We start from the raw sequence: 16,563 nt of genomic DNA, 5'->3' as shown, positions 1-16,563 counted from the left end.
TTATCCTCTTTTCCATCTTGTACCTTGAGCGGTATCTTCTAAAATAATATTACGATCTTTTAAATCATCGCGAATCTGATCTGATAATGCAAAATCACGATTTTTACGAGCTTCAATACGTTTTTGAATAAGCGCCTCAATTTCTTCATCTAGTAACTCTTCTTGTGCTAATTCTAACCCTAAAATATCAAATAATGTTTCAAGTTGTTTTACGTATGCTTGAATTACCACTGTAGACGTATGTTCTTCCAGTAAATATTGATTTGCATGATTTGCTACATTATATAACTCAGTGATTGCATTAGCAGTATTGAAATCATCATTCATCGCTTCTTCAAATGCAGTTTGGAATTTTTCCAGATCAGCTAACCATTTCTCATTATGATCTGTTAAATCCGTACTACTTTCCATACGGTGTTTCAAATTACCGTAAGCTGTTTTAATTCTTTCCAGTCCGTTATTTGTGCTTTGTAATAACTCTTCACTGAAATTAATTGGGTGACGATAATGTACTGATAGCATAAAGAATCTAATTAACTGCGGATCATATTGCTTAATGATATCGTGAACTAAAATGAAGTTCCCAAGTGACTTAGACATTTTCTCATTATTAATATTAATATATCCATTGTGCATCCAATAACGTGCAAATGTTTTTCCTGTTAGCGCCTCAGACTGCGCAATTTCATTCTCATGATGAGGAAATGCCAAGTCTTGACCACCGGCGTGAATATCAATTGTGTCCCCTAAGTATTTACGCGCCATTGCCGAGCATTCGATATGCCAGCCTGGACGACCTTGACCCCAAGGGCTTTCCCAGAAGATTTCTCCTTCTTTCGCAGCTTTCCATAGTGCAAAATCAAGAGGGTCTTGTTTCTTTTCTCCTACTTCAATACGCGCACCGTGACGTAAGTCCGCGATCGGTTGATGTGATAACTTACCGTACCCTTCGAATTCCTTCGTTCTAAAGTACACATCCCCTTCTGATTCATATGCATATTCTTTATTCACAAGTTCTTGAATAAATTCAATAATAATATCCATATTTTCTGTTACACGCGGATGAACTGTTGCATGTTTGCAACCTAATGCTGTTACATCTTCAAAGTACGCTTCCACGAAACGGTCCGCAATTGTCGGCACATCTTCGCCTAACTCATTTGCTGCTTTAATTAATTTATCATCTACGTCAGTAAAGTTAGATACATACTGCACATCGTACCCTTTATATTCTAAATAACGGCGCACTGTATCAAATACCATAGGTGGTCTTGCGTTCCCGATGTGAATATAGTTATAAACTGTAGGTCCGCATACATACATCTTCACCTTATTTTCTTCTAATGGAATAAACTCTTCCTTTTGACGTGTTAACGTATTATAAATGTGAATAGTCATTTTTATCCTTCCTTTCTACCTTTACTTCAAGTTGTTTTTTCAATTTATCAAGTTCTACTTCCATGACCTTTAATTTATCAAAAATTGGGTCTGGAAGGTCGGAATGATTTAATTCTTGACCGATCTTTACTCCATTTTGAATAACGACTCGGCCAGGTATACCTACAACTGTAGAATGTGCAGGGACTTCTTTTAATACGACAGAACCTGCTCCAATTTTAGAATTCTCTCCAACTGTAATAGAACCTAGTACTTTAGCACCCGTTGCAATTAATACATTATCCTGGATTGTAGGGTGCCTCTTTCCCTTTTCTTTACCCGTACCACCTAATGTAACTCCTTGATAGATCGTTACATTGTCACCAATTTCGCACGTTTCTCCAATTACAACCCCCATTCCATGGTCAATGAAAAAACGACGACCAATTGTTGCTCCTGGATGAATCTCAATGCCAGTAAAGAAACGACTAACTTGTGAGATCCAACGTGCAATAAAGAAGAAATTCTTTTTATAAAAAGCATGTGCAATTCGATGGGCCCAAACTGCATGTAATCCAGAGTAAGTCAAAATGACTTCGAAATAACTTCTTGCCGCTGGATCCTGTTCAAAAACGACTTCAATATCTTCCCGAAGCCTCTTAAACATCGACGTTCCCTCCCCTTTATGGGCTGCTTTTTCGAGTGAACTAACTCCCTACTTATCCCCCTAAATCTTTATACACGTGGATAAAGCTTATACTCACACCCAGTTTTACGGTATAAAAAAAGACGCCTCTGTCATATTGACAGAGACGCCTTATAAGCGCGGTTCCACTCTGTTTAGGCTAAAAAAGCCTCAAACTCATCTCTGATAACGGTGTACACCGCTTCTGCTTACTTTACGTCCTAAGACGTTTCGCAAAACCATTTGCTGTTCAGCAGAAGACTCGAAGGGGCATTTCAAAAACCCGCTTATAAACCACTTCCAGCCTAAGGTGGTTCTCTCTGTAAAAAGCCTGATTTTCTACTTCTCCTTCTCGTCGCTTTTCCTTATTAGGTTTTAAGTATACTTATTATATTTCTAAACCTAGAAAATGTTAACCAATTACTTTTTGAAGACGATTTAAAACTTTTTCTTTTCCAAGAAGTGCAATAGCATTAGGAAGCTCTGGGCCGTGTGTTTGACCAGTAGTTGCAACACGGATTGGCATAAATAAGTTTTTACCTTTATGACCTGTTTCCTTTTGAACTGCTTTAATAGCAGCCTTAATTGCTGCCGGTTCCATAGCTTCTAGTGCTTCTACTTGACCAGCAAATGCACGAAGTACTTCTGGTACTTGTTCACCTTTTAATACTTCTTGTCCTTCTTCTTCATAATCAACATGATCTTTGAAGAACATTTCAGAAAGCTCTACAATTTCAGCTCCAAAGCTCATTTGTTCATGATATAACGCAATTACATCACGAATCCAAGCTTGTTCTTGTTCACTTAAAGTTTCACCTATACGTCCAGCCTTCACTAAATGCGGTAAACTTAATTCTACCACCGTATCTAAATCTTGCTTTTTCATATATTGGTTGTTCATCCATTTTAGTTTTTGAGAATCAAATAATGCAGGTGATTTTGATAAACGAGCTGCATCGAACATTTTGATAAACTCTTCTTGAGAGAAGATTTCTTCTTCTCCTACTGGCGACCAACCTAGTAATGCAATAAAGTTAAAGATTGCTTCTGGAAGATATCCAAGCTCTTTATATTGCTCAATAAATTGAATAATAGATTCATCACGCTTACTTAATTTTTTACGGCTTTCATTTACAATTAAAGTCATATGACCGAATTGTGGAATATCCCAACCGAAAGCTTCATAAATCATCATTTGTTTTGGCGTGTTTGAAATATGGTCATCACCACGAAGCACGTGTGTAATTTCCATTAAGTGATCATCTACTGCTACTGCAAAGTTATAAGTTGGAATCCCATCTTTTTTCACAATAACGAAATCACCGAAATCATTTGAATGGAATGCAACTTCATCTTTTACAATATCTTTAAATGTGTAATCACGGTCAGCTGGTACACGGAAACGAATACTTGGAATACGTCCCTCAGCTTCAAATTCTTTCACTTGCGCTTCAGTTAAATCACGGTGGTTACCTGCGTAACGAGGTGTTTCACCACGAGCAATTTGCCCTTCGCGTTCTGCTTCTAGTTCTTCTTCTGTCATATAACATTTGTAAGCTAAACCACGCTCTAATAAATCTTCATATAACTTTTTATAAATATCTAAACGCTCTGTTTGACGATATGGTCCAAATTCACCACCAACATCAACACCTTCATCCCAGTCCATACCGAGCCATTTCAAGTATTTTAATTGGCTTTCTTCTCCACCAGCAACATTACGTTTTACATCAGTATCTTCAATACGAATAATAAACTTACCATCTTGATGACGAGCAAATAAATAATTAAATAATGCCGTACGCGCATTTCCGATATGTAAGTGTCCTGTTGGACTTGGCGCATAGCGCACTCTCACTTGCTTTTCCATAATTGGTACACCTTCCATTCTTAATGTCAACACATTCTATAATTGTACACCAAAAAAATGTGATTATCCATCTTACGAATTAAAAACCATTATTTTTTCTGTAATAAAACAACTGCTTGAGAAGCAATTCCTTCTTCTCTACCTGTAAATCCTAATTTTTCTGTTGTTGTTGCCTTTACATTGATATTATCAATAGACGTTTCTAATAGTTCACTAATGCGTTTACGCATACTTTCAATATGTGGTGCCATTTTTGGCTTTTGAGCAATAATTGTACAATCTAAATTTCCTAATTCATAACCTTGTTCACGCACAAATTCCCAAACCTTTTGCAACAATACAGCTGAATCAGCATCTTTAAAGGCAGGGTCTGTATCAGGGAAATGTTTTCCGATATCTCCTGCTGCAATTGCACCTAAACAAGCGTCCGCGATTGTATGTAACAATACATCTGCATCGGAGTGACCGATTAATCCTTTCTCATGAGGAATTGTAACCCCACCAATAATTAACGGTCTACCCTCTGCGAATTCATGTACATCAAAACCTTGTCCAATTCGAAACATTTTTTACATCCTCCTCGAGCTAAACTACTGAGCTTTATGATTCTATATTATATCGCTATCTTTATAAAGAAAAGCCCGGCTGTTGCCGAGCTTTTCTTCGCTATAATCATTGCTATCATTTCTTTTGAACGTGAAGAAAACTTTCAGCAATTAGTAAATCCTCTGGAGTCGTCACCTTAATATTATAGTAACTCCCCTCTACTACACCTACTTGCTTCCCGATACGTTCTACCAGACTTGCATCATCTGTACCAAGAAAACAACTCTGTTTCGCACTTCTATGAGCTTCTAACAAAAGAGAAACAGAGAACCCTTGCGGTGTTTGTACAGCTTTCAGCTGAGATCTTTCTACTGTTTCTACAACAACACCCTGCTCTACTTTCTTAACAGTATCTTTCACTGGCACCGCACAAATGGAAGCTCCATATTTTTCTGCTGCAGTTAATACATCTTGAATCACTTTATTCGTTACAAACGGGCGCGCACCGTCATGTACAAGAACATACTCAACATCACTCGTATGCTGAATCGCGTTATATACACTATCTTGTCTTTCAGCTCCACCTTGAATAAATTGCACTGGCTTTTTAACCGGATACTTCTGCATTAACTCTTCAAAATACGGGCGCTCTTCTTCATTAATTGCCATAATAATATTTTTACATGCTTTATCCTTTTCAAAAGCACGTAACGTATGCACAATAATCGGTACTTCATTAATAAGTAAGAACAACTTATTTTTGCCAGCACCCATCCGCTTTCCTTGACCCGCTGCTGGAATAATTAATGTATACATATTAATAATCCTCTACTTATAATGCTTTTTCTAATAATTTACGTTTGGCAAAAATCATACGCCCCGCCGATGTTTGTAACACACTCGTAACGAGTACATCGAGTTGTGAGCCCACATATTCTCTACCATCTTCTACTACAATCATTGTGCCATCATCTAAATATGCCACACCTTGATTTTGTTCTTTTCCATCTTTTACAACATAAACACTTAGTTCTTCACCTGGGAGTACAACAGGTTTAATTGCATTAGCTAAATCGTTAATGTTTAACACCGTTACCCCTTGTAATTCAGAGACCTTGTTTAAGTTGAAGTCATTCGTTACTACCGTTCCACCAGTGATTTTCGCTAACTTTACAAGTTTGCTATCCACTTCTTGAATATCGTCGAAATCGCCTTCATAAATTTCTACCGGAATCGGCATCTCTTTTTGAATACGATTTAAAATATCTAATCCTCTGCGACCACGATTACGTTTTAAAGCATCAGAAGAATCGGCAATGTGCTGAAGTTCTTCTAACACGAATTGTGGAATGACAATTGTTCCTTCTAAAAACTTTGTTTGGCAAATATCAGCAATACGTCCATCGATAATTACACTTGTATCAAGAATTTTCCAATGCGCTAAAGATTCTTCTACCTCATTTTCTGGTTCTTCATTCTCACTATTATTATTTTTCTTTTTCCCACGTTGTGGTAATGTAAATAATCCTAGCAATTCATTCCTCTTTTTAAACCCTACTTGGAATCCTAAATATCCTAGTAAAAGAGTAAAGAACACTTGCAACACTGTACTAATAACTGGAATTGTAAATTCACGAATTGGTATTAAAATTAAATACGCAACAATAAGCCCAGAGATTAACCCTAATGTACCAAATAAAACATCTGCTACAGGCGCCTTTACAAGAGCCTCTTCAATATGCTTAATAAGTTGAACAATATAATCTACAAGCCAAAATGTTGTTAAAAATAAAATAATTGCACCAATAATTGCACGAACATACGATCCTTCCAATAAAGGAACGGCACCGATGTCTAATACATTAATAACTTTTGGGATTAAGTAAATCCCTAACGCTCCCCCGATTACTAAAAAGAAGAGCTGTACAATCCGTTTTAACATCCAACCACCTCCTACTCATTATTAACCATTGTTTCGCTAATCAAAACGCCGAATGCAAAAGCGGACGTGTTTTTTTATAAATAGTTTTATTTACCAATATATCATATCATATACCAAAAATGTTCTAGTGTCGTTATATTATGGAATCAATGTAATATTCTTAATTGTGTCTACTCATATAGAGATGCTCTTGAATTCTTTTTAGGCCTTCTCGTATTTTCTTCGCCCTGACTTCTCCAATTCCTTCCACATCATCTAATTCATTAATAGTTGCACGACAAACACCCTGCAAGGTTTTAAATCGATTAATTAAATTTTCAATGATAAGTGGTGGAACACGCGAAATTTTGCTTGTGATTCGGTATCCTCTCGGCGTCACACTTTCTTCTAAGCTCGTTTGTCCCGGATATCCGAGCAATTTAACTAAATCACTATCCTCTAGAAGTTGTGTATTCGCAAGCTCTTGTAACTTTTTCAAAATTTGATGATGGTCTTGTGTTTTTTCTTGATAGTAATCTTTAATTAATAGCGCTGCCTCTGCTTCTAAGTCGGCTAGTAGTTCCGTAAGTTGTAAACGAATTAACCTACCTTCTGTTCCCAATTCATGAATATAGCTCAATATTTCATTTTTAATACGTAGTACCATTTCAACACTATGTAAAACATGAACCACCTCGGACATTGTAACAACCTCTTCAAATTCTAGAATGCCCAAATTCGTAATCCCATCATTCCATACAGCCTTATATTTTTCTAACGTCTGAATAGCCTGGTTTGCCTTTGTTAAAATAACACCTATATCTTTTAGTGTATAACGTAAATTCCCTTGGTATAGTGTAATTACGTTACGTCTTTGTGAAATAGCCACAACAAGGCTACCAGTCTGCTTTGCTACACGCTCCGCTGTTCGGTGGCGCATACCTGTCTCAATAGAGTCGATAGATGACTCTGGAACTAACTGTGCGTTCGCAATCAAAATTTTACTTCCAGTTTCATTTAAAATAAGTGCCCCATCCATTTTTGCTAATTCGTATAAACTAGCCGGAGAAAATGCACAATTAATATGAAAACCTCCATCAACAATACTTTTAATCTGCTCATTATATCCAAGAACAATTAATCCCCCTGTTTGTGCGCGAAGTACATTATCTATCCCTTCGCGCAGTGGTGTTCCCGGGGCCACAAGTTGTAAAATATTAATCATACTTTTGACACGTTGCTTGTTTTCTTCCATAGCCTAGCCTCCTAATGTCAAACGAAGCGCTTCTCCTAAATTAGATACACCAACTACCTCAATCCCATCTGGAATTGTCCATCCTCCCAAATTTTTTCTAGGAATAATAGCGCGTTGAAATCCTAATTTAGCTGCTTCTTGTACACGTTGTTCAATTCTTGATACTCTTCTTATTTCTCCAGTTAATCCTACTTCTCCTATTACTGCATCGGTTGGTGCCGTAGATTTATCTCTAAAACTTGAAGCTATACTTAAAGCGACAGCTAAATCAATTGCTGGTTCATCTAACTTCAAACCACCTGCTACTTTTAAATATGCATCCTGATTTTGCAATAATAAGCCTGTTCTTTTTTCTAGCACTGCCATAATAAGCGATACACGGTTATGATCAATTCCCGTTGCCATTCTTCGAGGGTTTCCAAAACTAGTAGGGGAGATTAATGCTTGTATTTCTACTAAAACTGGTCTTGTTCCTTCCATTGAGGCAACCACTGTTGATCCTGCAACCCCAACTGGTCTTTCCTCAAGAAAAATTTCAGAAGGGTTTAATACTTCTGCAAGGCCAAGCTCTTTCATTTCAAAAATACCCATTTCATTCGTAGAACCAAAACGATTCTTTACTGCTCGCAAAATGCGGTATGTATGATGACGGTCTCCTTCAAAGTAAAGAACTGCATCGACCATATGTTCTAACATACGAGGTCCTGCAATCGCTCCCTCTTTTGTCACATGTCCAACGATAAAAATAGGGATCCCTTTCGTTTTTGCAAGTTTCATTAATTCCGCTGTACATTCACGAACTTGTGCCACACTTCCCGGCGCTGATGTTACTTCAGGTAGATGTATTGTTTGAATAGAATCAATAACAACAAAGGCTGGGTTCACCTCTTCAATATGTGTTGCAATTCGCTGTAAATCCGTCTCTGATACAACAAATAGATTACTACCATTTACATGTAAACGATCCGCACGCAGTTTAATCTGTTTTGCTGATTCTTCACCCGATATATATAGGACATCATATGAAGAATCTGCTAATTGCGATGATATTTGTAACAGTAACGTTGATTTTCCAATCCCGGGGTCTCCACCAATCAGTACTAAGGATCCATCTACAATCCCGCCACCAAGTACACGGTTAAATTCTTGAAATTTTGTTTCAATACGCGCCTCAGACTTTGTTTCCACTTCTGTTAGACGTCTTGGTTTTGTTACTTCTGTTTGAATTGCATTGGCATAATTAAGGCGCCTTGATGATACAACTGGTTCCATCTCTTCAACAAGCGTATTCCATTGACCACATCCAGGGCATTTCCCCATATATTTTGGTGACTGATACCCACACTCTTGACATGTGAATTTTGTTTTCTTTTTAGCCATATTGTTTTATATCTCACTTCACTTTCATCTATAACAATTTATCCTTGTCGTACAAGAAAGAGGGCTATCTCGTAGCCCTCTTAGTTTGTCTATACTTATTTTACCTTTTCAGCACTATGAATGACAAATGATTCTCCTTCAACATCAAAGATAACTTTTTGTCCTTTCTCAATAGCACCTTTTAAAAGTTCTTCCGATAGTCTATCTTCTACATGTTTCTGAATTGCTCTACGAAGCGGACGAGCACCGTACTCTCGGTCAAACCCTTTATCAGCAATAGCCGAAATCGCTCCTTCTGTTAAATGCAATTCAATTTCTTGCTCTTTTAAGCGATTTACTAACTGATTTACCATAAGTGTTACAATCTCTTGAATATGTTTTTTCTCAAGCATATGGAACACGATAATTTCATCAATACGGTTTAAGAATTCTGGACGGAATGCCTTTTTCAGTTCATCCATTACTTTACCTTTCATATCTGAATAATCGCGGCTCTCATCTTGTACGTTAAATCCAAGATGCTTATTACGTTTTAATGCTTCTGCACCAACGTTAGATGTCATAATAACAATTGTATTACGGAAATCAACTGTACGCCCTTTAGAATCTGTTAAGCGACCATCTTCTAATACTTGTAGTAAAATGTTAAACACATCAGGATGAGCTTTCTCTACTTCATCTAATAAGACAACTGAATATGGCTTACGGCGAACCTTTTCTGTTAATTGTCCACCTTCTTCATATCCAACATATCCTGGAGGAGATCCAACTAAACGAGAAGTAGAATGCTTCTCCATGTACTCAGACATATCGATGCGAATCATTGCATCCTCATCACCGAACATAGATTCTGCCAACGCTCTTGCTAGCTCCGTTTTACCTACACCTGTTGGTCCTAAGAAAATAAATGAACCAATCGGACGTTTCGGATCTTTCAAGCCTGCTCTAGCACGACGAACAGCTTTCGCTACAGCTACTACCGCTTCATCTTGACCAATAACACGATCGTGAAGAATCGATTCTAAGTTTAATAATTTATCAGTCTCTGTTTGTGCAAGTTTAGAAACCGGGATACGAGTCCACGTAGAAACGACATTTGCAATATCTTCTACTGTCACTTCTGAGTTTTCTTTTCCTTGTTGCTCTTTCCATTGACGCTTCGTATCTTCTAACTTCTCACGTAAGCGTTGTTCCATATCACGTAACGAAGCAGCTTTTTCAAATTCTTGACTTTGTACAGCTGCATCTTTCTCTTTTCTAATTTCCTCAAGCTTCACTTCAAGCTCTTTTAGATTTGGTGGTGTTGTATAAGAGCGTAAGCGAACCTTTGAAGCAGCTTCATCAATTAAATCAATTGCTTTATCTGGTAAGAAACGATCTGTAATATAACGATCTGAAAGCTTTACAGCTGCATCAATTGCATCATCCGTAATAGATACGCGGTGATGTGCCTCATAACGATCGCGTAAACCTTTCAAAATTTGAGTTGATTCATCTAAACTTGGCTCATCAACGTGAATTGGTTGGAAACGTCTCTCTAAAGCTGCGTCTTTTTCAATATATTTGCGGTATTCATCTAACGTTGTCGCCCCAATACATTGTAATTCACCACGAGCTAAAGATGGTTTTAAAATATTCGATGCGTCAATAGCACCTTCTGCGCCACCTGCACCAATTAATGTATGAAGTTCATCAATAAATAGAATGATATTTCCTGCTTGGCGGATTTCATCCATTACTTTCTTCAAACGGTCTTCAAATTCACCACGGTATTTCGTTCCGGCTACCACCGTACCCATATCTAGTGTCATAACACGCTTATCTCTTAAAGTTTCAGGAACTTCATTATTTACAATTTGTTGTGCTAATCCTTCTGCAATTGCCGTTTTACCTACACCAGGCTCCCCAATTAATACAGGGTTGTTTTTTGTTCTACGACTTAAAACTTCAATTACACGTTGAATTTCTTTACCACGTCCAATAACAGGATCTAAACGATTTTCACGTGCAACAACTGTTAAATCACGTGCTAAGCTATCAAGTGTTGGTGTATTTGCATTTGTTGAAGAACCACCTTGATGACCTGAACTTGCTTCATTACTTCCAAGAAGTTGCAATACTTGTTGTCTTGCCTTATTTAAGCTAACACCTAAATTATTTAAAACACGTGCTGCTACCCCTTCACCTTCGCGAATTAAACCAAGTAAGATATGTTCTGTTCCAACATAAGAATGGCCTAATTTGCGAGCTTCATCCATAGACAACTCAATAACCTTTTTAGCACGCGGTGTATAATGTACAGTTTGAGAAGCTTCTGTTCCGCGCCCAATTAACGCTTCTACCTCTTTTTGAACTTTCTCCGGGCTTAATCCAAGAGCAATCAACGCTTTTGCTGCAATTCCTTCACCTTCGCGTACAAGCCCAAGTAAAATATGTTCTGTTCCAATATTGTTATGCCCAATACGAATCGCTTCCTCTTGAGATAAAGCTAATACTTTCTGTGCTCTTTCTGTAAATCTTCCAAACATCATAGAAATCGCCTCCTACTTGCGCTTAGTTTTTTTCAATACGTAATCGCTCACGGATTAAGGTTGCTCTTCGATAATCTCTTTCTTCTGGTCCTAAAGGTCCTCCTGCATATTGTTGTAAAATGCCTGGTTGTGTAAGGACCATTAGCTCAGTCAAAATATTTCTCGATATACCTTTTATATATCCTAAATCAATACCAAGTCGTAAATCTGATAAGCAATTGGCTGCTTCCGCAGATTGAATTAAACGACTGTTGGCTAGTATGCCATAAGAGCGATAAACTTTATCTTCAAGCTCAATACTTGAATTTTGTACAATTAATTCTCTAGCCATCTTTTCTTGCTGTATGATTTGTTGAATGACACTCTTTAAATCTGCAATAATATCTTCTTCAGATTTTCCTAGCGTCATTTGGTTTGACACTTGAAATATATTACCTAACGCTTCGCTACCTTCACCGTATATTCCTCTTACTACTAACCCTAATTTTTGAATTACTTGTATAATGCGGCTAATTCTTTTCGTTAAAACGAGTCCCGGTAAATGAATCATTACGGAAGCCCTCAATCCTGTACCAACATTAGTAGGGCAGCTTGTAATATATCCAAGTGATTCATCAAAAGCATATTCAACCTCTTTCTCAATCCAATTATCTATTTGATTGGCACTTTGAAGAGCCTCTGATAACTGCAATCCTGAAAATAAGCACTGAATCCGAATATGGTCTTCTTCATTCAGCATAACACTAATATGTTCGCTTTCTGACAATAGACATGCTCCATATTCTGTTCCTGCAAGGTTGGGACTAATTAAATGCTTTTCAACTAATACTCTCCTTTGAAGAGGCGTCAATTCATTCATTTGTAATAGCTCAAACTCTCCAAAAGGTTCTACCGTTTTATTTATAAATTCCTTTTTAAATAATTCTTGAATCAGTTTAGCTTCTTCTTCATTTTGCATAGTAGAGAATTGATATTTTTTAAAATTACGAGCCAAACGAATTCGACTACTTAAAACAATATCAGAATCAGGGCCATCCCCCTTCATCCATGGACTAATCGCTTCATTCATAATTTTGTCCAGTGACATAGAACTATTCCCCCTCTCTATGCTCACTAAGCTGATTTTCAAGGTTTCTAATTTTATCCCTTACTTCAGCAGCTTTCTCAAATTCCTCTTTCTGTACGTATTGTTTCAGAATGAGTTTTAGTTCATCTAATTCTTTCTTTAAGTGAATATTTCCTTCTATACGCTCCGGAATTTTTCCGCAATGATCTGTATGCCCGCCGTGAAGACGTTTTAATAACGGCTTTAAATGTTCCTTAAATGTATCGTAACAAGAAGCACATCCAAAGCGTCCTACCTTTGTAAGTTGCTCATATGTCATTTTACAATCTGGACATCTTAATATATTTGTGTTCGAAAATCCGCTTTTTCCTTCTTCAAACATTGTTGATTCACCGTGTAATAACCCAGCAAATAAATCATGGAATGAAAAGTTAGACTGCGATGATTGAAAGAAAGACGTATAGCCACTTTGTTCTGCACATTGCTCACAAAGATGAACTTCCGCCTTCTTTTCGTTAATTACTTTTGTATAATGTAAAGTTGCTGGTCTTATATTACAGTTTTGACAAGTCATCACTATCCCCACCTTTACAACAGGAACGATCTATCTCATAGTACTTTTCATACATTACTAGACTGTTCACTTTCCTTTATTCGTTTACATAAAAGTGCGTGTTGTTTTTTTCAAAACTTCTACAATATTTAACTGCTTTATCTCTTAGTTATTATTCTTTTACAAAAGCTGTATTTATTTATATTTCAGTGTTCTTAACATTGCGCATAATATTCGAGCCCTAAGTTCATCTCTAGAAGGAACATCCATTGATAATACAGAACGATCTAGTACGCTTAACATAAGTTTAGCTTCACGATTCGTTATGATTCCCTCTTCTATTAAACGTATAATCATACTCTCTGCATTTCCTTGCGCAACGCTATGATCAATCATATGAAGCATTTGATCAATAATGTCTATATCATCATGCAGTTTGACTTTTATAATGCGAATGTAACCTCCTCCACCACGTTTACTTTCTACTACAAATCCTCTTTCTAACGTAAAACGGGTATTGATTACATAATTGATTTGAGATGGTACGCACTCGAATCGATCCGCAATCTCATTTCTTTTGATTTCAATCACATTATTATTACTTAAGTCAATAACTTGCTTTAGATATTGCTCAATGATATCAGATATATTTCTCATTTATCCGCCACCTTTATTGACTTTGACTATCTTTGACTTTAATTATATACGTATTAATAAAATTTGCAACTCTTTTGCTTATTTACTATCCTAGCCACATTTTCCTGTATTTAATCAAAATAATAATTATTTAAATACATTTTTAATTACTATGGATTATAAAAGAAAACACGAAAAAACACGAGTCATTTGACTCGTGTTTAGTTGCTTGGCGACGTCCTACTCTCACAGGGACAAGGTCCCAACTACCATCGGCGCTAGAGAGCTTAACTTCCGTGTTCGGTATGGGAACGGGTGTGACCTCTCTGCCATCATCACCAAACTATGAAGGCATATTCCTTCAAAACTAGATAACATTTGCTTCATATTATATGGTTAAGTCCTCGATCTATTAGTATTCGTCAGCTCCACATGTCACCATGCTTCCACCTCGAACCTATCAACCTGATCATCTTTCAGGGATCTTACTAGCTTACGCTATGGGAAATCTCATCTTGAGGGGGGCTTCATGCTTAGATGCTTTCAGCACTTATCCCTTCCGCACATAGCTACCCAGCTATGCCCTTGGCAGAACAACTGGTACACCAGCGGTGCGTCCATCCCGGTCCTCTCGTACTAAGGACAGCTCCTCTCAAATTTCCTACGCCCACGACGGATAGGGACCGAACTGTCTCACGACGTTCTGAACCCAGCTCGCGTACCGCTTTAATGGGCGAACAGCCCAACCCTTGGGACCGACTACAGCCCCAGGATGCGATGAGCCGACATCGAGGTGCCAAACCTCCCCGTCGATGTGGACTCTTGGGGGAGATAAGCCTGTTATCCCCGGGGTAGCTTTTATCCGTTGAGCGATGGCCCTTCCATGCGGAACCACCGGATCACTAAGCCCGACTTTCGTCCCTGCTCGACTTGTAGGTCTCGCAGTCAAGCTCCCTTATGCCTTTGCACTCTACGAATGATTTCCAACCATTCTGAGGGAACCTTTGGGCGCCTCCGTTACACTTTAGGAGGCGACCGCCCCAGTCAAACTGCCCACCTGACACTGTCTCCCGGGTCGATAAGACCCGTAGGTTAGAATTTCAATACAGTCAGGGCGGTATCCCACCAGCGCCTCCACCGAAGCTAGCGCTCCGGTTTCAAAGGCTCCCGCCTATCCTGTACAAACTGTACCAAAATTCAATATCAGGCTACAGTAAAGCTCCACGGGGTCTTTCCGTCCTGTCGCGGGTAACCTGCATCTTCACAGGTACTATAATTTCACCGAGTCTCTGGTTGAGACAGTGCCCAAATCGTTACACCTTTCGTGCGGGTCGGAACTTACCCGACAAGGAATTTCGCTACCTTAGGACCGTTATAGTTACGGCCGCCGTTTACTGGGGCTTCAGTTCAGAGCTTCGCTTACGCTAACCCCTCTCCTTAACCTTCCAGCACCGGGCAGGTGTCACCCCCTATACTTCGCCTTACGGCTTCGCAGAGAGCTGTGTTTTTGCTAAACAGTCGCTTGGGCCTATTCACTGCGGCTTTCCGTTAAGAAAGCACCCCTTCTCCCGAAGTTACGGGGTCATTTTGCCGAGTTCCTTAACCAGAGTTCTCTCGCACACCTTAGGATTCTCTCCTCGCCTACCTGTGTCGGTTTGCGGTACAGGCACCTTTTATCTCGCTAGAAGCTTTTCTTGGCAGCGGGGAATCAAAGACTTCGCTCCATAAGGAGCTTCCCCATCACAGCTCAGCCTTCACGATAAGCGGATTTGCCTACTTATCAGCCTAACTGCTTGGACGTGCACAACCAATCGCACGCTTCTTCTATCCTTCTGCGTCCCTCCATTGCTCAAACGATAAAGAGGTGGTACAGGAATATCAACCTGTTGTCCATCGCCTACGCCTGTCGGCCTCGGCTTAGGTCCTGACTAACCCTGAGCGGACGAGCCTTCCTCAGGAAACCTTAGGCATTCGGTGGACGGGATTCTCACCCGTCTTTCGCTACTCATACCGGCATTCTCACTTCTAAGCACTCCACCAGTCCTTCCGGTCTGACTTCACTGTCCTTAGAACGCTCCCCTACCACTGATACCATTCGGTATCAATCCGCAGCTTCGGTGGTGTATTTAGCCCCGGTACATTTTCGGCGCAGAGTCACTCGACTAGTGAGCTATTACGCACTCTTTAAATGGTGGCTGCTTCTAAGCCAACATCCTAGTTGTCTAAGCAACTCCACATCCTTTTCCACTTAATACACACTTTGGGACCTTAGCTGGCGGTCTGGGCTGTTTCCCTTTTGACTACGGATCTTATCACTCGCAGTCTGACTCCTAAGGATAAGTCATTGGCATTCGGAGTTTGACTGAATTCGGTAATCCGATGAGGACCCCTAGTCCAATCAGTGCTCTACCTCCAAGACTCTTACACTTAAGGCTAGCCCTAAAGCTATTTCGGGGAGAACCAGCTATCTCCAGGTTCGATTGGAATTTCTCCGCTACCCACACCTCATCCCCGCACTTTTCAACGTGCGTGGGTTCGGGCCTCCATTCAGTGTTACCTGAACTTCACCCTGGACATGGGTAGATCACCTGGTTTCGGGTCTACGACCACGTACTAAACGCCCTATTCAGACTCGCTTTCGCTGCGGCTCCGCCTCTTCAGCTTAACCTCGCACGGGATCGTAACTCGCCGGTTCATTCTACAAAAGGCACGCCATCACCCGTTAACGGGCTCTGACTATTTG

At 39.2% G+C, this 16,563-nt stretch carries 12 protein-coding genes, 2 rRNA genes and 1 other annotated feature (1 of these 15 only partly in view); all 14 genes read right to left on the bottom strand.

The genetic code is table 11. The features are described from left to right. Nucleotides 1-1,398 carry a cysteine--tRNA ligase gene (cysS, locus tag MKY00_RS00565; RefSeq protein WP_016716246.1) on the bottom strand — a complete coding sequence of 466 codons (1,398 nt, stop codon included), beginning with the start codon at nucleotides 1,396-1,398 and terminating at the stop codon, nucleotides 1-3. Further along, complete coding sequence (cysE, locus tag MKY00_RS00560; protein WP_000476500.1) at nucleotides 1,379-2,044, bottom strand: serine O-acetyltransferase; 666 nt, start codon at nucleotides 2,042-2,044, stop codon at nucleotides 1,379-1,381. The genes cysS and cysE overlap by 20 nt, the downstream gene beginning before the upstream one ends. A 138-nt stretch (nucleotides 2,045-2,182) precedes the next feature. Further along, nucleotides 2,183-2,427: a binding site (T-box leader), on the bottom strand. A gap of 47 nt (nucleotides 2,428-2,474) precedes the next feature. After that, nucleotides 2,475-3,932: a glutamate--tRNA ligase gene (gene gltX / locus MKY00_RS00555; RefSeq protein WP_000415154.1), complete on the bottom strand. Its 1,458-nt coding sequence runs from the start codon at nucleotides 3,930-3,932 to the stop codon at nucleotides 2,475-2,477. An 89-nt stretch (nucleotides 3,933-4,021) separates the two neighbouring features. Continuing rightward, nucleotides 4,022-4,498: a 2-C-methyl-D-erythritol 2,4-cyclodiphosphate synthase gene (gene ispF, locus MKY00_RS00550; RefSeq protein ID WP_000488396.1), complete on the bottom strand. Its 477-nt coding sequence runs from the start codon at nucleotides 4,496-4,498 to the stop codon at nucleotides 4,022-4,024. Between the two features lie 115 nt (nucleotides 4,499-4,613). Continuing rightward, on the bottom strand, nucleotides 4,614-5,294 hold the full coding sequence (gene ispD / locus MKY00_RS00545; protein ID WP_000288294.1) for a 2-C-methyl-D-erythritol 4-phosphate cytidylyltransferase: 681 nt from the start codon (nucleotides 5,292-5,294) through the stop codon (nucleotides 4,614-4,616). 16 nt (nucleotides 5,295-5,310) lie between these two features. Beyond that, complete coding sequence (locus MKY00_RS00540; RefSeq protein WP_000919684.1) at nucleotides 5,311-6,420, bottom strand: PIN/TRAM domain-containing protein; 1,110 nt, start codon at nucleotides 6,418-6,420, stop codon at nucleotides 5,311-5,313. Between the two features lie 160 nt (nucleotides 6,421-6,580). Further along, nucleotides 6,581-7,654, bottom strand: a complete 1,074-nt coding sequence (gene disA, locus MKY00_RS00535) for a DNA integrity scanning diadenylate cyclase DisA (RefSeq protein WP_000392168.1) — start codon at nucleotides 7,652-7,654, stop codon at nucleotides 6,581-6,583. A gap of 3 nt (nucleotides 7,655-7,657) precedes the next feature. Further along, entirely contained in the window at nucleotides 7,658-9,034 is a 1,377-nt protein-coding gene (gene radA / locus MKY00_RS00530; RefSeq protein ID WP_001085212.1) for a DNA repair protein RadA, read from the bottom strand. A 95-nt stretch (nucleotides 9,035-9,129) separates the two neighbouring features. Next, on the bottom strand, nucleotides 9,130-11,565 hold the full coding sequence (gene clpC / locus MKY00_RS00525; protein ID WP_000971179.1) for an ATP-dependent protease ATP-binding subunit ClpC: 2,436 nt from the start codon (nucleotides 11,563-11,565) through the stop codon (nucleotides 9,130-9,132). Between the two features lie 22 nt (nucleotides 11,566-11,587). Further along, the gene (locus tag MKY00_RS00520) at nucleotides 11,588-12,652 is read right to left on the bottom strand and encodes a protein arginine kinase (RefSeq protein ID WP_016716245.1); all 1,065 of its coding nucleotides are present in this window, start codon (nucleotides 12,650-12,652) and stop codon (nucleotides 11,588-11,590) included. A 4-nt stretch (nucleotides 12,653-12,656) separates the two neighbouring features. After that, nucleotides 12,657-13,205, bottom strand: a complete 549-nt coding sequence (locus tag MKY00_RS00515) for a UvrB/UvrC motif-containing protein (RefSeq protein WP_000128394.1) — start codon at nucleotides 13,203-13,205, stop codon at nucleotides 12,657-12,659. A gap of 174 nt (nucleotides 13,206-13,379) precedes the next feature. Continuing rightward, entirely contained in the window at nucleotides 13,380-13,841 is a 462-nt protein-coding gene (ctsR, locus tag MKY00_RS00510; RefSeq protein WP_001244563.1) for a transcriptional regulator CtsR, read from the bottom strand. Nucleotides 13,842-14,047: 206 nt separating this feature from the next. Next, a 5S ribosomal RNA gene (rrf, locus tag MKY00_RS00505) occupies nucleotides 14,048-14,163 on the bottom strand. Between the two features lie 49 nt (nucleotides 14,164-14,212). Then, a 23S ribosomal RNA gene (locus MKY00_RS00500) occupies nucleotides 14,213-16,563 on the bottom strand (it continues 572 nt past the right edge of the window).

The organism is Bacillus sp. FSL R9-9834 (genome assembly GCF_038006905.1).
GTDB classification, from domain to species: domain Bacteria; phylum Bacillota; class Bacilli; order Bacillales; family Bacillaceae_G; genus Bacillus_A; species Bacillus_A pacificus.
Note: the sequence above shows the minus strand (reverse complement) of the source record. Positions and strands in the feature narration are given on the sequence as shown.